This is a genomic window from Hymenobacter sp. HSC-4F20, assembly GCF_019599275.1.
Lineage (GTDB): Bacteria > Bacteroidota > Bacteroidia > Cytophagales > Hymenobacteraceae > Hymenobacter.
Map to the genome: position 1 here is coordinate 2097534 of NZ_JAHZTD010000001.1, position 17471 is coordinate 2115004.

Sequence of the window (17471 nt, forward strand, 5' to 3'; positions counted from 1 at the left end):
GTGTCACGGCGGCGGGAATACGGAAGCGGTTTGCCTCTAACGTCTAGCCCGCTTCTTTGGCCCGCCACAGCCGCCACCATGGCAGGTAGGGCTGGTCGTGGTGCTCGTAGTGGTAGCCAAAAAAGTAGCAGCTAATAAATGCCCACGCGTGATGCCGCAACTGGCTGCGCGACTTATGCGGGTTGTCGGGGGCATGCTCACCGCGGTGGGGCAGATAGGTGCCGAAATAAAAGAGTTGTAGAGTAGCCAGCACGGCCGGAATCATCCAGAACGCAATGACATTGGCCTGAGGAAAAAACAGCTTCAGCACATTGTAAGTAAGGGCCATCAGTACCACCTGCGCCAGGGTCACGTAGTTCCAGGCGAAGCGCCCGAACCACAGCAGAAAGCTGGAATGGTGCCCATCGTGAAAGTCCGGGTCCTGGTCGGTGGCTACGTGCCGGTGGTGGGCGTGATGCTTGGGCAGCATCCCGGGAAACCAGTTAAAGGCAAACAAGCCGGCCGTCAGCAAGCCAATCCCGTTATTAAGGCGCTTGTTGGCACTTACTACGCCGTGCATGGCATCGTGGGCCGTAATGAAAAGCCCGGTGTACAGGTGCATCTGCAGCAGAGCCAGCAGGTAGGGGCCTGGGCTACGCCAGTTGGGGTGGTACCAAGCCAGCAGGTAAGCCAGCAAGGTAGCCCAGGCCAGCAAAATAAGTCCGGCCACTACTACCCCTTTGTATCCTACCGGGGTAGGCCGCACCCGAACCGGGGAGGCAGAAACGGGAGAGGATGGCGCGAAGGAAGTACCCATGAAAGAAGAGACAGTGGCAAAAGGCCGGCACGGCCCCAAAAGTAGTGCCCCCAACGGCAGTTCCCAGTTACATAGCAAGCAAGGCGTCCCGAACTTGCTCCATCTGCCACATAGGAGTGCTGGTAGCGCCGCAAATTCCCACTGACTGCCCTGGTTGAAACCAGGAAGGGCACAGCTCTTCTACCTTGGAGACGAAATGCGTAGCCGGGTTGGTTTCCTTGCACACCTGGTAGAGCACTTTGCCATTGGAGCTTTTAGTGCCCGATACGAACACTACCTGATCAAACTGGGCGGCAAACTTGCGCAGGTCCTTGTCGCGGTTGCTTACCTGCCGGCAGATGGTGTCGTTGGCGTTTACCAGATAGCCGCGCTGCTCCAGCTCGTCTTTGATGCGGTAGAAGGAGTTCGTGCTCTTGGTAGTTTGGCTGTAGAGCGTGATGTTGGCGGGTAGCTCGTGGCGCAGTAATTCCTCCAGATTCTCGAATACCACTGCCTCGCCGCTGGTTTGTCCCAGCAGACCGCGCACCTCGGCATGCCCATGCTTGCCGTAAATAAAAATCCGGTCCTGGCGGTCGTAACTGCTCTTAATGCGGTTTTGGAGCTTAAGCACCACCGGGCACGAGGCATCAATCAGGGTCAGGTTATTTTCCATGGCCATCTGGTAAGTGCTCGGGGGCTCGCCGTGGGCCCGAATCAGGACGGCTTCGTTGCGCAGCTGGGCTAGCTCTTCGTAGTTAATGATGCGCAGGCCCCGCTGCTCCAGGCGCTCCACTTCTTCGTCATTGTGCACAATGTCGCCCAGGCAATACAGGTAGCCTTGTTCATCGAGCAAGTCTTCGGCCATCTGAATAGCATAGATTACGCCGAAACAAAAGCCGGAATTGGGGTCGATACGGACGCTCAGGTGGTACGGCATAACGAACAGACAAACTGTCGAGTTGACCAGAAGGTTACAACGGGCAGAAGATACGAGGCGTTTAGCATTCTTTCTGTCCTAGTGGCTGCTGGTCTGGCATAACAACAAAGGCTGTCGCCGGAAAGTTAATAAACTGGCACTCCCGCCGTTGCCGACAGTGCGGGACCGGAAGCGGACTCCTACAGCTACCTTCAGGTGGCTTGACCAGCCAAGGCCCTATACGCTCCCAAAGGCAATACGGCTCTGCCAGCGAAGCCTGCCCGCAAGTGTACGTACGTAGGCTTGGCCTTGGTGGGTTTTGACGGCCGAGGCTAAGCTAATAAAGGGGAGCTTTTGCACCCCGTACGTTGCTAGGTGCAAAAGCTCAGCCTTCCTCTTAATGCATTTAAAAAGAGCCAAACGCTTTACGCCGCTCCAGGTCCCGGATTACCTGCTCTTCCACCGGGCTGGCCCGCAGAATTTCACGGTCGCGCCAGAACTTGGCATTGTAGTTCTGCTTCATGGCCTGCTTGAGGTCGTTGTAATTTACGCCCGTTGTTTTGTAGCCTTTGGCAGCTGGCTTGGCTGTGTGCTGATAAAAGAACAGGTTGCCGCTGATACTGGTCGTGTCAGGCTTGCCCTGGTAGCTGAGCACAATAGTTTGCTCGGCCCGGATAGCCTGCAGACGACTTAGTGAATCCGCGACGGGGCTGAAATCCGTGACCATTCGAAAGCTTTGGGACGAGAGCGTAGTACCCTCCGAGAACTGCAACGACATCAGGCTGCCGATGGGCACATTGCTCTCCACACGCCGGAGGGCCGCCGACTCCATATCCAGATACAGGGTGCCGAAGGTGGCCGGCTGGTTTAAGTCCAGCCGCGGCGTGTAGTCAATAACCGCCGTTTGCTGGCCCTTATCCTGCAGGATTTCCCGTAGCTGAAACTTAAACTGCTTCTCGGCCAGGGGGCTTAATGGCACAGCCAGGGTGCGGCGGCTGGGCTTGGGCTCGAACACCGGAATGAGGCGCACGGCAGCCGAGAAGTTGGTCATATCTACGCCCGTATCCTCGGCCGCGGTAGCATACCGGGCTTGCTCCAGTTGCCAGCCGCCCACCCCCTGGCTGGTGAAGCGCACGTCGTAGAAAGCATCCAAAAACTCCGAGTAAGTGCCGTTATGCCGCTGCTTCTGCCGGTAAAATGCCTTGCCATACTGCTCTTGGCGCTGGTGCCGGGCCAGCTTGGCATAGGCCCGCTTCACCAGCTCACTGGCCACCTGCTCCGGGTTGCGCACCCGCACTTCCGGCAGGGCTACCGTACTGGCACTCAAAGAAATTACTAGCGGCTCCGTGGCCGACTTAACGTCGACTGTAGTGGGAGCGTAGCCCAGGCTGATAACGGTTATTTTCCGGGGTAGGCTAGCTACGCGCAGGCTAAACTCGCCGGCTTCGTTGGTAGCCGTGCCAGGCTCATTGTTGAGCTGCCCTACGCTGGCATAGGGCACGGGCCGGCGCTGCTCGTCCAGCACTTTGCCTTTAATAGTAAGCTGCTGAGCCTGAGCCAGCGAAGCAGTAGCCAGGGCTAGCGTCAGGGTTAACACATGTTTCATTCGGCGGAGAGGAAAGTAAAGGGGAATAGCGGCGGGAGGCAGCTTGGGTGCCTTACAAACGTGCACCCTGCGCTTTTGATGTCCTGAAACTAGAATTTTCTACCACCTGCGAGCTACTCAAAACGTGCCAGAAACTCAGGCCCTGCTTTACTTGGCGCCCTAGCCTTGCCCTAAGCCTCTGGTCCTCAAACCCTGGCAAGGCGGCGACGCCCACCACCTCGGTCTGTCGTTTTGCCGGGGTCTACTCCAGGAGCAGGAACGAAAAAGCTCCTGCCAGGCAGGAGCTTTCATACAAACAAAACTACATCCTGGACAAGCTACAGTTGCCGGAGCTTCTGCGCCTCGGCATCCGAAACGTGGCCCCGATCAACCAGGAACGTGCGCACCAGCCCGAACGATTCCGCGTCCAAACCGGAGTTAGGGTGGCGTAGCAGAGTGCTTACCAGAAACTGCCGGTCTTCCTCCACGTGCGGGCTCAGACCCAGGAAACCCGGCAGGTTGCTTTCCACGCTTAGGCGTAGAAAACGAATTTCGGCGTTGTCGGAATCAAGCTTAACGGCTTGCTCAAACAGCTTGCTGGCATTCTGCACGTAGGTCAGCTTGTTGAACATGGAGGCGTCGCGGGCCCGGATGGCTTCAGCGGCGGCTTTGTAGGCCAGTACCACAGCATCTTGCTGGGTGTAAGCCGCCATCAGCTGGTAGAACTTCTCCCCTGCTTCTTTGCTGGTAGCCGCCTGCTGATACTGGCGGCGCAGGTGGATTACGGAGTACGGATTGGCTTCAGTAGACACGGGAGTGGCGAAGGTCAGAAAGGACGTAAGAATAAGAAAGGAAACTAGCTTCATGCGGCATAGAAATCAGACAACTACACAGAGACAACCCGCTGCAAAGTTGCTGATAAAATCCGGGCTTGGTGGCCGGTGCCCTACACCCGTGCCAGCCGGTAACGGAAGTAGGAGCCCAGCAGCAGCAGCAGCTTCGTGTTGTTAGGTACGCGCACCCGCTCGCCTAGGATACGCTCGGCGGGCAATTGCCGAATCTTATGGAAGAGCTTGAGGTAGTACACGTAGGCCAGGTACACGCCCAGGCGGGCCGCGCGCGGCAGCTGCACAATACCCGCGTAACCGGCCTCAAAATCGGCCCGGATGTCGGTTTCTATGGCGCGTTTTACGTCGTCGGTGAACCGCTCGTACTGCACCCCCGGGAAGTACACGCGGCCCCGCTCCTCGTAGTCGGAGCGGATGTCGCGCAGGAAATTAATTTTCTGGAAAGCGGAGCCCAGACGGCGGGCCGGCTCCCGCAGCCGCTGGAACATGGTCGCGTCGCCCTCGCAGAAAATACGCAGACACATCAGCCCCACTACCTCTGCCGAGCCGTAGATATATTTCTCGTACAAGGACTGATTATAGCTCCGGTCATCAAGGTCCATTTCCATGCTGTAGAGAAAAGCATCAATAAACTCCCGGTCGATGCCGTACTGATGCACCACATCCTGGAAGGCGTGCAGCACCGGGTTCAGACTCAGCCGCAGCTCCAGGGCCTCGTAGGTTTGCCGCTTGAAATCCTGAAACAGTGCCGGCTTATCGTAGGCATGAAAGGTATCCACAATCTCATCGGCCCAGCGCACAAAGCCATAGACCGAGTATACCGGCAAGTGAAACCGGCGGTCGAGCGTGCGGATGCCCAGGGTGAAGGAGGTGCTGTAGCGCTTGGTAATCAGCTTGCTACACGCCCGGCTGGTTTCGGTAAAAAGAGCAACGTGATCCAACAGACTAACGGGTTTGGCTACCTGGAGTGTATATGCGCCGCAACGGCCAAACCGCTCACGGAACGCAAAGCGTGTCGTACAGCAGTATATATACTGCTCAGTTTTCTTTTTCGATTTCGCCGGCTACTACCTGTCCCGATATCAGGGAAGGGGGTACCCCCGGCCCCGGTACCGTAAGCTGACCGGTAAAATACAGATTCTTCACCTTGTTGCTTTTGAGGGCGGGCTTTAAAATAGCCGTTTGCCGTAGCGTATTGGCCAGTCCGTACGCATTGCCCTTGTAGCTATGGTAGTCCTGCACGAAATCCTGGTGGGCGTAGCTGCGCTTGTACACCACAGCGTCGCGGATACTGGTCCCACAGTGCCGTTCCAGCCGTTCCATAATCAGGTGATAGTAGTGTTCCCGGGTGGCCTCGGGGTCGGGCAGATCAGGCGCTACCGGAATCAGCAGAAACAGGTTTTCGCAGCCTTCGGGCGCAACGGAGGGGTCGGTTTGGGAAGGTGCCGAGACGTAGAACAGCGGTCGGCTGGGCCACTTCGGGTCCTCGTAAATCTCCTGGGCATGCAGGCTGAAATCCTCGTCGAAAAACAGGTTGTGGTGGCGCAGCTTCGGCAGCCGCTTGCTGACGCCCACGTAGAACAGCAACGAGGAGGGCGCCAGGGTGCGCGAGTCCCAGTAGTTCTCGTCGTAGTGACGCCACTCCGGGGCTAGCAGGTGCTGCTCGGCGTGGTGGTAGTCGGCGCCGGCTACTACCACGTCGGCCGGCCGGAAACCGGCAGCGGTTTGCACGCCCGTGGCGCGGCCCCGCTCCACTATAATCTGCTGCACCGGCGTGCTGTATTCGATCTGTACACCGCGCTCCTGGGCCAGTTGCACCATACCCTCCACAATTTTGTGCATACCTCCCAGGGGATACCAGGTGCCCAGGGCCAGGTCGGCGTAGTTCATCAGCGAATACAGGGCCGGCGTATTCTCGGAGGTAGCTCCCAGGAACAGAATCGGGAATTCTACCAGCTCCAGCAGCCGCGGGTTTTTGAAAAACTTGCGCACGTGCTGGTGCATGCTCTGCAGCAAATCCAGGCGCACGGCATCTATCACCAGCCGCGGGTCCATAAATTCCAGCAGGGAGCGGCCGGGCATGTGCACAAATTTGCCGATGCCTACCTTGTACTTATAAGCCGCCTGTCGCAGAAACTCATCGAGGCGGGCCGCACTACCGGGTTCATAGCGTTCAAACAAGGCCCGCAACTCCGGCATGCCCGCCGGGATGTCTACGGCTTCAGCGCCCTGAAATATTACCTGATACGAGGGGTCGAGGCGCACCAGCTGGTAGTAGTCGGCTACCTTCTTACCAAACCGGGCAAAATACTGCTCGAAAATATCGGGCATCCAGTACCAGCTCGGACCCATGTCGAAGGTGAAGCCCTCGGCGCGGAATACCCGCGCCCGGCCACCCGGACCTTCGTTTTTTTCCAGGATGGTTACGCGGTAGCCCCGCTGGGCCAGGGAGGTGGCGGCGGCCAGCCCGGCAAAGCCTGCCCCGATAACGATGACGTGTTTAGAAGTAGCGGTGGTCAAGCTGAGCAGGATTGGCAGGGTATGAGCGCGAAGGTGAGAACTATTCGGATAGCGGGCGGCGGGGCGTAGTACATACTGTGTAACTGGCCATATGTTTCAGGCAGCGCCAGGTTTACCCACGAGATAAAAACAGACGGGCCGCGAACCACGCCGCCAGAAGCAAACGTCGTCCGCGGCCCGCGATACGCCCGGGGCGGGTCTGTACTCTCTCCCTATTCCCTACACGCCGGGGGCGTATGTCTTCAACGCCTGCTTTAACTCTTTGCGGGCGATGTGAATACGGTTTTTAACGGTTCCAATCGGAATCTGCAGCTTTTCCGCAATTTCCAAGTACTTGTACCCGATGTAATACATCATAAACGGAGTCCGGTAGTCAGCGGAAAGGCCGGCAATGGCTTCGTTGATATCTGTTACTACGAAATCGGAAGTGGCACCGTTGTGCGTAATGTAATTTTCGTCGGTATTAAAATATTGGAAATACTCCGTGCTATCAATATTGCTGTTACGCTTGGTAATCTTATTGTAGTTGTTAATGAAGGTGTTGCGCATGATGGTGTACAACCACGCCTTCAGGTTGGTGCCCGCCTTGAACTTGTCCTTGTTCAGCAGCGCTTTCAGCAAGGTTTCCTGCACCAGGTCCTTGGCATCGTCGGCGTCGCGGGTCAGGTTCATCGCCACGGGCTTTAGAGAGTAAGAAATCTTCTGTACTTGGTTGGTGAATTCCAAAGAGGTCATACTGTTTAGCTTTTCGTGGCAAAAAGTTAAACAAATATACGAGCGTATCTGAGAGTATCAGTACCTACATTAATTTATTTTTCTTTCTGCCCTCTCCCGCCGCAAAAACCAGCTAATTCGTACTATATATCTGATAATCAATGCATAAGCAAGTAACTCCTCTTCTACTCAGAAAGAGATTTGCTACCCCTGTTGCCTATCAGAAACCCTATCCTGACCTACGCAAACGCCCGGCCGAATGGATGTTACTCCTACGGCCGGGCGGCGGCTTGGTTGAACAAGAATCGGTTAAGCTTTTATGAAGCTTCCAGCGGAAGCTCCACCTTCCGGTCGCAGGCGCAGGCGCAGATGCCCTCAGCCAAAGCAATAAAATCAGTAATTAAACGCAGGCGGACCGCATTGGCGGGCATTTTGAAGCTTAACTGCGCCAGCGGGCCATAGAGAAACAGCGTGATATCGGGGCAGGTCCGGTGCAGCTCATTCACAAAATCCTGTACCTCATCACGTTCCGGCACTGCGGTCAGCACGGTAAGCGCGGCGTAAGGCTGGTAAGCCGTACACACCGCTTTCAGCTCCGACACCGGCAAGTTCTGCCCCAGATACAGAACATGGTGGCCCCGGGCCCGCAGGATGTAGTTCATAAAGAGCAGTGCCAGCTCATGCATCTCGCCTTCGGGCAGGAACAGCACCCAGCGCCGGGCCGTGGCGGGCTGCACGGGGGCAAGAGCATCGGTGGCAGCCAGCAGCTTCTGCCGGAGCAGGTTGGTAACTAGGTGTTCCTGGGCCGGGTTTACCGTGCCCGTTTGCCACATAACGCCAATACGCTGCAGAAATGGGTAAGCCACGTGCAAAATAGCCTGCTCGAAGCCGCTTTGCTGAATGGCCCGGTTAAGCAGTTGGGTAAGCTGCAGCTCATCCATTTCCAGCATGGCCGCCAGCAAGCCGTTCACCTGCTGACAGTAGTTATGCGATTCATTGTCGCAGGAAATGACGGCTTTTACTAGCTCCTGCTCACTGAGCTTGGCTACCTGCGAGATGCGGTAGCCGCGGTTGCAGAGCGTGGCCACATTCAGCAGACGCCGCAGGTCATCGTCGCAGTACATGCGGATGTTGGTAGCCGTGCGCACGGGCCGCAAAATGCCGTAGCGCTGCTCCCAGATGCGGATGGTGTGCGCCTTGATGCCGGATAGCTGCTCCAGGTCGCTAATCGAAAAATGTCCCACGGTACAGTTCTCCCTCTCAACTAATGCTTAAGCTGCCGCATCAGACCGCGCCCGTAATACCCGCGTTGGAGCGGGGCGGCGCAGCGCGAGGGCAAAATATTTCGGTGACACCCACAGCAGCCCGAACTCCTCCGAGCCGTCGCGGCCGGTGGTTTTGTGGTGCATCTTGTGGGCCATGTTCAGGGCGCGCAGGTAGGTATTGCGCGACTTGCGCCAGAACCGCAACCGGCCGTGAATGAGCACGTCGTGCACGAAAAAGTAGAGCGTGCCGTAGGCTGCAATACCTACTCCCATCCAAAACCGGAAGTCCTTGGCGTCGGAGCCATAGACAATCAGCAACATAGACAACGAGCCGTAAAACAGGAAAAAGAAGTCGTTGCGCTCTAAGCGGTGCGGGTGCCGCACATGATGCGAGCGGTGCAAAAACCACAGTGGCCCGTGCAGCACAAACCGGTGCATAAACCAGGCCACGAACTCCATTCCTAAAAAGGTAGCCGTGGTAACGGCTACGGCTGCCAGCGTTGTCATAAGGTTCTAACCGCCGTATTCTTGAGAAGTTTGAAAAATTTGCAGGAAGAAAGTTACTAATCTTCCGTCAAACAGCTGATTAAACCATCAGCGGACTCAGTGCGCGGGCCATAAATCACAACAGCCGCCCTGAGGAGGGCGGCTGTTGTGATTTAAGACACGGTGCTGCTGGCAGCAAGCTGACCTTAGTTTTCCCACGTGATTTTTTCTTTGGCCAGAAAGGCCGCAATCCCCCGGCGACAATCGTCGGAGGTCCGGGCCTCGGCGTTCATGCGAGCGGCGTAGCGCAGGCTGTCTTCCAGCGGCATTTCGGGGATACGGGCCAGCATTTCTTTGGTAGTTTCCATGCTCTGCGCCGAGTTTTCGGTGCACAGGCGGCGGGCAAACTGATACACCCGGCTGGCAAGCTCAGCCTGGGGCACCAAGTAGTTCACCAAGCCAAAATCGAGGGCCAGCTGCGCCGACACTACGTCGCCAGTGAGGAGCAACTGCTTGGTACGGGCCTCTCCGATTTTGCGCAGCAGGAATACACTCACAATAGCCGGCAGAAAGCCAATCTTGACTTCCGTATAGCCAAACTTGGCCTCCGGCACAGCAAAAGCAAAGTCGCAGATAGTAGCCAAGCCGCAGCCCCCGGCTAGAGCATGTCCTTGCACCTGCCCGATTACGACCTTCTTAAGGGTGTAAATCTGGTGAAAGAGCTGCATGAGGTGGGTGGAGTCGGCGAGGTTATCCGTATAGCCAAAGCCCTGCAGCTCCTGGATGTAGGTAAGATCGGCACCCGCGCAGAAAACGTCCCCTTCGGCCCGCAGCACGATTACTTTGCAGGACTCATCTTCTTCCGCATACTCAAAAGCCTGCTTGAGTTCCGTCACAACATCGGCGCTCAGGGCGTTGCGCTTTTCCGGGCGGTTGAGGGTAATATATCCAATGGAGTCGTGCGCCTCATAGCGGATGAAGCGGAGGTCTTCCAGTTCCTGAGTGGCCATGTTTTCCATAGTCCGGGGCGTTGCAGATCGGTGAGAAGAAAGACCTCAGGCTACTGACTACTACCTCTCAGCACTAGTCACAGCAGAAGGACGTGAAAACCAAACCTAACAAAATTGGTGCTACTCTACATGCTATAGCGTAGGGAGGCCCCCGTAAGTTTCGGCCACCATTGCAGCTCACGCTGCCTACGGTCCAGCCAAGACGGTAAACGCCCCGCGCGTTGTTACGTCATAGGTCTGAAAACCAGCCAACTGCAACGCAGAATCCTGCCGGGCCACGTACCAACTTTTGCACGAAGAGTCAAAGATAATTGGGGCTTGGGTGCCAAACACAGCTGCCAGTTCCGCGGGCTTTACCCGGGCATTATGCCGCAACACCACGGCCTGCGCCCCGGGCAGAGGGTAGCGGGCTCCACTCAGCCGGCTGCTCACAAAAGCTACCCGTACGCCGCGCCAGGCAGTTAGCGTCAGGCCCGGCTCGGCTACTTGCGCCGGCACGGAGCAGCCGCGCCAGCCAATCCAGTGGCGTACCCGCCGGGCTTCCCGCTGAATGCTGCCAGGCACAATGCGGTAGGTGCGCTCGGTTTCGGAGAGAGGCAGCGAGTCAACGGTTACCACGTCGGCCGCCGCGCCCTGCCAGAAGCCCACTACGGAGCGGCGCGGGATGCTGTAGATGAGGAGCCGCGCATCGGGGGCCAGCCGCCGGGCCGCCCACACCCGGCTTCCGGCTAATACGCCCAGCAGCGCACAGGCAGCCGCCAGCCACGGCAAGCTACGCAGCCGGAAAAACACGAGCAGGGTCAGAAGTGTGGCGAAAATCAGCCCTACTTGCGGCGCCGTAACGTGAATGCCCGACATGAGGGCACCGGGCATAGCCTTGCCAATCCAGAAAATATATTCATTGAAGGCCAGAATCAGCTTTTCAAATAGCCACGCGACTAGTCGCGGAAGCCAATCCAGCACCGCTGCTGCTTCCGCTGAAATCAGGCCGCCTACCGCTGCTAGTCCTTTCAGGGCCAGCAGCCCCAGGCCTACGTACACGGCCAAGCTGGAAATAGGAACGGCTACCAGGTTGGAGAACAGAAAGCTGAGCGGGAACTGATGGAAATAGAACAGGCCCAGCGGAAACGTGGCCACCTGCGCCGCCAACGACAGAGCCGTGGCCTGCCAAACGTACTCCCCGCCTATGCCCAGCCATTGCCAGCCCTTCTGTACGGCCTTCGGCTGCCAGGGGCGCTGCCGGCCCAGAAAGTACTGCTTGGGCTGCAGCCAGCGGCCAATGCGGGGCTGCAGGTACACAATGCTGAGCACAGCTAAAAAGGACAGCTGAAATCCTACGTCGCAGAGCAGGTAGGGGTCGTAGCAAAGCAGGCAAAAAGCCGCCACCGCCAGCAGGTTATACATGGACGTTTGCCGCCCGCTGGCCCGTCCCGCAATGATAAACGAAAACATCACGGCGGCCCGCAGCACCGAAGCCGAAAGCCCTGTCAGGAAGGCGTAGCTCCAGATAGTAGCCAGCCCCAGCAGCGCCGTCAGCAGCCGGAACCACGGCCCGCGCCGGCCCGGTAGCCGACCCAGCAGCCACGTAACGGCCCCAAACAGCAGCCCTACTTGCAACCCCGATACCGCCATGATGTGGGTAGTGCCGGTGTTGGCGTAGGCCTGCCTGGTCTGCTGGTCCACGTCATCCTTCATCCCCAGCACCAACGCCGAAGCCAGGGCATATTCGCGCTTGGCGTGCACGTACTGGCGAAACACCCCGTCCAGCACCCGCGCCGCCCGCATGGCCACGGCCCGCACCCAACTGGGCGGGTCCACGGCAATTTTCTGGTACTGGTCGGGGTGAATGAACTGCTGATGGTATACCTGGTGGTACTGCAGGTAGCGGCGGTAGTCGAACTCGCCAGGATTGAGGGGCGGCTTGCTGGGGGCCGGTGCGCCGCGCACCAGCCACACGTCGCCGTACTGGGGCGCGGCTACCCCCGCTTCGCGCGGAATACTTACCCGGATGCCACCCCGCGCTGGCTGCCACTTGCCGGCTACCCGCACCGCCGATACGCGGACGGTGGTGGCGTAGGTGGCGGGTCGCACCACGATATAGTCGTCTACTACGGCCCGGTAAAACTCCACGTGGCTCCCGAAGCGGTAGAGGTGGTCCGGGGCGCGGCTTTCAGTGGCTTGCTGGGTTAAGGCCGCGCCAGCTAGGTAGAGCGTAGCTACGGCCAGCAGACCCGCCGCATCCGTAGCCGCTGGGTCCGGCCGCCGGGCCGCCCACATCTGTACACCGACAAACACTGCTGCTACTACTACCACCATGGGCAGCAGGTCAGGCAAACTTTCGCCCGCGTATAGGTACGTTAAGATACCTGCCATAAGGGGCAGAGTCAGCCGCACGAAGGCATTCGGGGCCCATTTGATTTCCATACGTCACGGTAACTAGCTGATACGTATTGCGGAGGTAGTAGCTCGCTTCTATCGGGTAGTCAAAATGAAGAAAATAAGCCAAACAGCAAAAGAATGCCCTGCTCTCCGGGCAGAAAGCAGGGCGCGTAGCAAAGCATTTGAAAAGATACCTATCGTTTCAGCTTCATGGTGTAGTGCGCAATGTTGGCTTCCGTAAACAGCTCCCCTACTTTCTCAAATCCGTGTCGTTCATAGAAGCGCACGGCGGGCAGTTGGGCATTCAGGTACACGGTAGCTTCCGGATGGCTGGCCCGCACATCCTGCACAACGGCCGCTAACAGCGCCGCGCCTACCTGCTGATTCCGGTACGCTTCCAGCACGGCAAAGCGCTCCAGCTTCACGCCCTTTTCCGTAACGCGCCAACGGGCCGCGCCGCAGGGTGTGCCATCAGTAGCACGGGCCAGGTAGTGGGTAGCATCGGTGCGGTCGTGCGCGTCGTTTTCCAGGTCGGCGGGTACGTTTTGGCCCACCACAAACACGGTATGGCGAACAGCCAGTGCATCATCGAGGTCGGGCGACTGGGGAGAGGAAATGCGGTTTACCTGCATTGCGGCGGTATTCTAGGGTAGTACAGGCGTGGCCGTCGCCGACGCGCTTGGTTTCCGGACGAAGGTAGCAACTCCGCTTCGCCTTTGCCTAAAACAACAACAGCCACCTTGCTGGCGGCTGTTGTTGCTGGTATCAACATTACTTGGCTCAGGCTAGCTTGCGCCTGCCTTATTGCTCGTGGTTTACGGGTAGGTCGCGGGTACCGTCGTCTTCTCGACGAGCGTCCGGGTGCTTACCGGGGTCATGGTGAGCAACTTCATCCTGGCGCCGGCGGTAGGACTGCTGGTACTCCCGGGGCGGACGGTTGGCCTGCTCCTTCTGCTGCTGCACATCAAACTTGTCGTAGGCCTGCACAATCTGCTTCACCAACCGGTGACGCACCACGTCCTCCGAAGTCATTTCCACGAAGCCAATGTCTTTCACATCGCGCAGAATGTCCAGGGCCTGAATCAGACCCGATTTCTGCTTGGTAGGGAGGTCAATCTGGCTACGGTCACCGTTTACCATCACCTTGGCGTTCGGGCCCATGCGGGTCAGGAACATCTTGAGCTGGCTGGGAGTAGTGTTCTGGGCCTCATCCAGGAGCACGAAGGCATTGTTCAGCGTCCGGCCCCGCATGTAAGCCAGCGGCGCAATTTCAATGGTCTTGTTTTCGAGGTAGAACTTAAACTTCTCGGGCGGCAGCATGTCTTCCAGCGCGTCGTAGATCGGGCGCAGGTAGGGGTCTACTTTCTCCTTCATGTCGCCGGGTAGAAACCCGAGGCTTTCGCCGGCTTCTACCACGGGGCGCGAAATGATGATTTTCTTGACCTCTTTGTTTTTGAGGGCCCGCACGGCCAAGGCCACCGAAATATAGGTTTTACCCGTACCGGCCGGCCCCAGCGCAAACACCAGGTCGTTGCGGAGCACGGCATCTACCAAGCGCTGCTGGTTGGCCGTTTTGGCCTTGATAACGCCGCCTTTCGCCCCGAACAGAATCACGTCGGGCGAGGCCGCCAGCATTCGGTCCTGCTGGTCCTCATCCGAAGACGAGAGGTACTGGCTCACGGTTTTATCGGTAATCTGGCCGTACTGGTGATAGTGCTCCAGCAGAGCCGACAAAATTTCGTTGATGCGGCTAATGACGGCCGTTTGGCCTTGAATTTTGATTTCGTTGCCGCGGGAAATGATCTTGCTACCCGGGAAGGCAGCTGCCAACTGACGAATATTTTGATTATCCGGTCCGAGGAATTCTACCAGGGACACATTCTCAAGCGTGATGACTTTCTCGACCAAACTAAAGGGAATTTAAGCACGAAAGGAAAGGAAAAGAACGGGTGAGCCGCAGCCCACGGAGCCTCCTGCAGGTGATAACAGCAAAAACCTACGAATCGTTGCTGCTACCGATTCGCGGCAAAACGCCTACTTTTGCCGCCCCCGCAGGGGTCCTGGCAATAGTACGAATAACTCCGAATTTCCGGTCATGGGCTTGATAACGTTTCTGTCTGACTTTGGATACCGCGACCATTATGTAGCGGCCGTCAAGGCGCGGATTCTGCAGCTGGCTCCGCAGGTGCCGGTGGTAGATATCACGCACGGCATCGAGCCGTTTAACATTGCCCACGCCCTGCACGTGCTCAGCTCCGTCTACCACGATTTCCCAGTGGGCACGGTACACCTGATTGGCGTAAACGACCTGGGCTCGTCCCGTGCCGCTTGGTACGCAGCGCGCTTCCGGGGGCACTACTTTGTAGCGGCCGATAACGGCCTCTTGCCCCTGCTCTGCGACGGAAAGCCGGAGGAGCTAGTAACCCTCGGTGCCGGCCAAGCTCCTACCCCCTCGCCCACCCGCGACCTGCTGGCTCCCGCTGCCGTGCGTTTGGCCCAGGGAGAAGCCCTTACCGCACTCGGCTCGCCGGTAACAGAGGTCTATCAGTTGCTGAACCGTCAGCTTCGCCTGCAGGACAACCGCATTACCGGCCACGTGGTGCACGTAGACCACTACGGCAACCTTGTCACCGACATTACCCGCACAGCCGTGGAAGTTATTGGCCGGAGCCGCCCCTGCACCATCCACTTTGCCCGCGAAACTGTACGCGAAATCGTCCCGCACTTTCAGGCTACCTCCCCCGGCGAGGCCGTGTGCATCTTCAATAGCAACGACCAGCTCTGCATCGGGGTCAACCAGGGCAACGCCTCGGAGCTGCTCGGGCTGCACTTTGATTCGCAGGTTGATGTCCGGTTTCCACTGGATGATATTTCTTAGCCTACCCCACCCTGAAAATGCCCCTACAGGCCTGTACAATGAATTTTAAATCTTATTTATTTATTATGTTAAGTGAAAGATGACAGCCTGGCAGGCTCTCGTCGTTGTTTTTGCTGTTCAGTTACTATGCTTCCACTCTTGCCCTAGCTCCATGTTGACCCGAATTGTGCGCATGACCTTTATTCCAGAACGGGTACCAGAATTTCTTCAGATCTTCCGGGATTCGGAGCAGCAGATTCGGCACATGCCGGGATGCCGGTTTCTGGAGCTGTGGCAAGATGCTGATGAGCCCAATGTGTTCTGCACGCACAGCCGCTGGGACTCCGCCGATGCCTTGAATGCTTACCGCCGCTCTGAATTGTTTGGGCAGGTATGGCCGGCTACCAAAACCTTATTCGCAGCTGCACCAGTCGCATTTTCTGTTCATCAGGTAGATGCTGCCAGCCTGCCAGCAGATCTGGCGTAAGCGGGGACATTCCTCTCCTACCCTTCGTTTCACCCCATATTCAAGGAGATACTAAGCGACCTATACCTGCTCGGTTTTCGTAGGAGTCAATATCCTGCGTGAAAAAACGCCTCCTTTCCCGACCATGACGCCTGACTACTTCGAATTCTACGACCTTCCCGAAACCTTCCGGCCCGACGAAGCAGCCCTTAAGCGCCGATACTACGCCCTCAGCCGCGAATACCACCCTGATTTCCACGCCACCGAAAGTACCGAGCGCCAGCAAGAAATTCTGCAGTTGGCCACGCTAAACACCAACGCCTACCGCACCCTTTCGGATGCTGACCAGCGGATGGCGTACATTTTAAGCCGACATGGCTTATTGGAAGAGGGCAAACAGGAGCTTCCTCCGGATTTTTTAATGGAAGTTATGGAGCTAAATGAACAGCTTATGGAGCTGGAATTCGAGCCCGATTCGGCCGTTGCCGAGCGCGTGGAAAGTGAAGTCAACGCCCTGACAGACACCTTGGAAGCCGGCATTGAACCAGTGCTGGCTGGCTACGACATGCTGCCCCAGGATGCCCGTCCTCGAGCATTGGAGCAAGTGCGCACCTATTATCTGAAAAAACGCTACCTCTTGCGCATTCGCGAAAGTCTGGCTAAGTTTGCTACCCGTTCGTGAGTTACCGACACGAGCGGCATGAAATGCCCAGATGGCGGAATCGGTAGACGCGTTGGTCTCAAACACCAATACCGCAAGGTGTGCCGGTTCGACCCCGGCTCTGGGTACTTAGAGGGGTAGGAAACCCTCGCATCAGCCCGAAAACGGCTTTTCCAGCAAAACTGGAAGGGCGGTTTTCGGGCTTTCTCCATTTCGGCGCACCCCATTTGTTTACCCATGATATTTTCCGCCAACGTCGTTCGGCGCACCCCGGCCCGAAAAGATGGAACCTGCCTGGTGCGGCTGCAGGTAATTATTCGACGAAAGATTATTCCCGTCAAGCTGGGTATCACCTGGTTTCCGGAGTTGTTCGATGCGCAGCATGGCCAGTGTCTCGCGGCGCTGCCCAAGGCCCAGCGGCCGGCTGGCTACGACCAGCTGCTGACGGCCGCCCAGATCTGGGCCGGGGGCACCCAGGAACTCCTGGCTGCGCGGGCGGAGGCCTACACCCTCATCATCGGTCAGGGCCGGCCAAAGCCAACGGCATATTCACCCAGCACTACCTGAGTAAGAAGAACCTTACCCGGGACGGCTTTCTCTACGCCTTCAATACGGAGGAGAGCAGCAACGACTTCGTGGCTTGGATGGAGGCCAAAATCATCGAGCGGTTCCGGAAGAAGAAAATCAAGGAATCCACGAGGAAAAACCACACCAGCACCCTGCGGGAGGTGAAGCGGTTCCGCAAGTCGATTCCGTTCTATGACCTCAGCCCTCAGCTCGTCGAGGACTGGCGCGCGCACCTGGTGCAGCACGTTCGGGCGGTGAATACGGCTGGGGCCGGCACCGGGATGTAAAAGCGTACCTAGCTCTGGCCCGCAAAGAGACTTGTAGCAAGAGTAATTAATATTCTCAATCGTCTATGCCACCTCACTTAATTGGATTTGCACCTTTAAGGCCAATGGTTTAACTTTTACTGGGTAGTTATATTA

At 57.5% G+C, this 17471-nt stretch carries 18 protein-coding genes and 1 tRNA gene; 6 read left to right on the forward strand and 13 right to left on the reverse strand.

The window, feature by feature from the left end; translation table 11 throughout:
- Positions 1 to 43: 43 nt before the first annotated feature.
- The 13 genes from K3G63_RS08950 to K3G63_RS09010 form a co-directional block, all read right to left on the reverse strand.
- Positions 44 to 796, reverse strand: a complete 753-nt coding sequence (locus K3G63_RS08950; RefSeq protein WP_220613693.1) for a fatty acid desaturase — start codon at positions 794 to 796, stop codon at positions 44 to 46.
- 67 nt (positions 797 to 863) lie between these two features.
- Positions 864 to 1712 carry a 4-hydroxy-3-methylbut-2-enyl diphosphate reductase gene (locus K3G63_RS08955; protein ID WP_220613694.1) on the reverse strand — a complete coding sequence of 283 codons (849 nt, stop codon included), beginning with the start codon at positions 1710 to 1712 and terminating at the stop codon, positions 864 to 866.
- Positions 1713 to 2097: 385 nt separating this feature from the next.
- A complete protein-coding gene (locus K3G63_RS08960; protein WP_220613695.1) occupies positions 2098 to 3297 on the reverse strand; it encodes a carboxypeptidase-like regulatory domain-containing protein in 1200 nt (399 codons plus the stop codon).
- A 317-nt stretch (positions 3298 to 3614) separates the two neighbouring features.
- Complete coding sequence (locus tag K3G63_RS08965) at positions 3615 to 4142, reverse strand: hypothetical protein (RefSeq protein ID WP_220613696.1); 528 nt, start codon at positions 4140 to 4142, stop codon at positions 3615 to 3617.
- 80 nt (positions 4143 to 4222) lie between these two features.
- Entirely contained in the window at positions 4223 to 5065 is an 843-nt protein-coding gene (locus tag K3G63_RS08970; protein WP_220613697.1) for a phytoene/squalene synthase family protein, read from the reverse strand.
- A 97-nt stretch (positions 5066 to 5162) separates the two neighbouring features.
- On the reverse strand, positions 5163 to 6644 hold the full coding sequence (locus tag K3G63_RS08975) for an NAD(P)/FAD-dependent oxidoreductase (RefSeq protein WP_259404317.1): 1482 nt from the start codon (positions 6642 to 6644) through the stop codon (positions 5163 to 5165).
- Positions 6645 to 6863: 219 nt separating this feature from the next.
- Complete coding sequence (locus K3G63_RS08980) at positions 6864 to 7379, reverse strand: sigma-70 family RNA polymerase sigma factor (protein WP_088843003.1); 516 nt, start codon at positions 7377 to 7379, stop codon at positions 6864 to 6866.
- Positions 7380 to 7675: 296 nt separating this feature from the next.
- On the reverse strand, positions 7676 to 8602 hold the full coding sequence (locus tag K3G63_RS08985) for a MerR family transcriptional regulator (protein WP_220613698.1): 927 nt from the start codon (positions 8600 to 8602) through the stop codon (positions 7676 to 7678).
- A gap of 27 nt (positions 8603 to 8629) precedes the next feature.
- Positions 8630 to 9130: a sterol desaturase family protein gene (locus tag K3G63_RS08990; RefSeq protein ID WP_220613699.1), complete on the reverse strand. Its 501-nt coding sequence runs from the start codon at positions 9128 to 9130 to the stop codon at positions 8630 to 8632.
- A gap of 185 nt (positions 9131 to 9315) precedes the next feature.
- Entirely contained in the window at positions 9316 to 10128 is an 813-nt protein-coding gene (locus K3G63_RS08995; RefSeq protein ID WP_220613700.1) for an enoyl-CoA hydratase/isomerase family protein, read from the reverse strand.
- 177 nt (positions 10129 to 10305) lie between these two features.
- The gene (locus K3G63_RS09000; RefSeq protein WP_220613701.1) at positions 10306 to 12543 is read right to left on the reverse strand and encodes a ComEC/Rec2 family competence protein; all 2238 of its coding nucleotides are present in this window, start codon (positions 12541 to 12543) and stop codon (positions 10306 to 10308) included.
- Between the two features lie 149 nt (positions 12544 to 12692).
- On the reverse strand, positions 12693 to 13130 hold the full coding sequence (locus K3G63_RS09005; RefSeq protein WP_220613702.1) for a GNAT family N-acetyltransferase: 438 nt from the start codon (positions 13128 to 13130) through the stop codon (positions 12693 to 12695).
- Positions 13131 to 13299: 169 nt separating this feature from the next.
- Positions 13300 to 14406, reverse strand: a complete 1107-nt coding sequence (locus K3G63_RS09010) for a PhoH family protein (protein WP_220613703.1) — start codon at positions 14404 to 14406, stop codon at positions 13300 to 13302.
- Between the two features lie 187 nt (positions 14407 to 14593).
- Here K3G63_RS09010 and K3G63_RS09015 point away from each other — a divergent pair, with 187 nt between their 5' ends.
- From K3G63_RS09015 to K3G63_RS09040, 6 genes are all read left to right on the forward strand, one after another.
- A complete protein-coding gene (locus K3G63_RS09015) occupies positions 14594 to 15376 on the forward strand; it encodes an S-adenosyl-l-methionine hydroxide adenosyltransferase family protein (protein ID WP_220613704.1) in 783 nt (260 codons plus the stop codon).
- A 151-nt stretch (positions 15377 to 15527) separates the two neighbouring features.
- On the forward strand, positions 15528 to 15842 hold the full coding sequence (locus K3G63_RS09020; protein ID WP_220613705.1) for a putative quinol monooxygenase: 315 nt from the start codon (positions 15528 to 15530) through the stop codon (positions 15840 to 15842).
- Between the two features lie 124 nt (positions 15843 to 15966).
- Positions 15967 to 16503, forward strand: coding sequence for a Fe-S protein assembly co-chaperone HscB (gene hscB / locus K3G63_RS09025; protein ID WP_220613706.1), 537 nt, complete (start codon positions 15967 to 15969; stop codon positions 16501 to 16503).
- A gap of 25 nt (positions 16504 to 16528) precedes the next feature.
- A tRNA-Leu gene (locus tag K3G63_RS09030) sits at positions 16529 to 16610 on the forward strand.
- 109 nt (positions 16611 to 16719) lie between these two features.
- Positions 16720 to 17049: a hypothetical protein gene (locus K3G63_RS09035; RefSeq protein ID WP_220613707.1), complete on the forward strand. Its 330-nt coding sequence runs from the start codon at positions 16720 to 16722 to the stop codon at positions 17047 to 17049.
- A gap of 68 nt (positions 17050 to 17117) precedes the next feature.
- Positions 17118 to 17336 carry a phage integrase SAM-like domain-containing protein gene (locus K3G63_RS09040; RefSeq protein ID WP_220613708.1) on the forward strand — a complete coding sequence of 73 codons (219 nt, stop codon included), beginning with the start codon at positions 17118 to 17120 and terminating at the stop codon, positions 17334 to 17336.
- The last annotated feature ends 135 nt before the right edge of the window (positions 17337 to 17471 follow it).

What these genes read in the sequence shown, in the direction of transcription:
- K3G63_RS08950 (WP_220613693.1), bottom strand. Translation starts at nt 796, where the DNA reads ATGGGTACTTCCTTCGCGCCATCCTCTCCCGTTTCTGCCTCCCCGGTT.
- K3G63_RS08955 (WP_220613694.1), bottom strand. Translation starts at nt 1,712, where the DNA reads ATGCCGTACCACCTGAGCGTCCGTATCGACCCCAATTCCGGCTTTTGT.
- K3G63_RS08960 (WP_220613695.1), bottom strand. Translation starts at nt 3,297, where the DNA reads ATGAAACATGTGTTAACCCTGACGCTAGCCCTGGCTACTGCTTCGCTG.
- K3G63_RS08965 (WP_220613696.1), bottom strand. Translation starts at nt 4,142, where the DNA reads ATGAAGCTAGTTTCCTTTCTTATTCTTACGTCCTTTCTGACCTTCGCC.
- K3G63_RS08980 (WP_088843003.1), bottom strand. Translation starts at nt 7,379, where the DNA reads ATGACCTCTTTGGAATTCACCAACCAAGTACAGAAGATTTCTTACTCT.
- K3G63_RS08990 (WP_220613699.1), bottom strand. Translation starts at nt 9,130, where the DNA reads ATGACAACGCTGGCAGCCGTAGCCGTTACCACGGCTACCTTTTTAGGA.
- K3G63_RS08995 (WP_220613700.1), bottom strand. Translation starts at nt 10,128, where the DNA reads ATGGAAAACATGGCCACTCAGGAACTGGAAGACCTCCGCTTCATCCGC.
- K3G63_RS09000 (WP_220613701.1), bottom strand. Translation starts at nt 12,543, where the DNA reads ATGGAAATCAAATGGGCCCCGAATGCCTTCGTGCGGCTGACTCTGCCC.
- K3G63_RS09005 (WP_220613702.1), bottom strand. Translation starts at nt 13,130, where the DNA reads ATGCAGGTAAACCGCATTTCCTCTCCCCAGTCGCCCGACCTCGATGAT.
- K3G63_RS09015 (WP_220613704.1), top strand. Translation starts at nt 14,594, where the DNA reads ATGGGCTTGATAACGTTTCTGTCTGACTTTGGATACCGCGACCATTAT.
- K3G63_RS09020 (WP_220613705.1), top strand. Translation starts at nt 15,528, where the DNA reads ATGTTGACCCGAATTGTGCGCATGACCTTTATTCCAGAACGGGTACCA.
- hscB (WP_220613706.1), top strand. Translation starts at nt 15,967, where the DNA reads ATGACGCCTGACTACTTCGAATTCTACGACCTTCCCGAAACCTTCCGG.
- K3G63_RS09035 (WP_220613707.1), top strand. Translation starts at nt 16,720, where the DNA reads ATGATATTTTCCGCCAACGTCGTTCGGCGCACCCCGGCCCGAAAAGAT.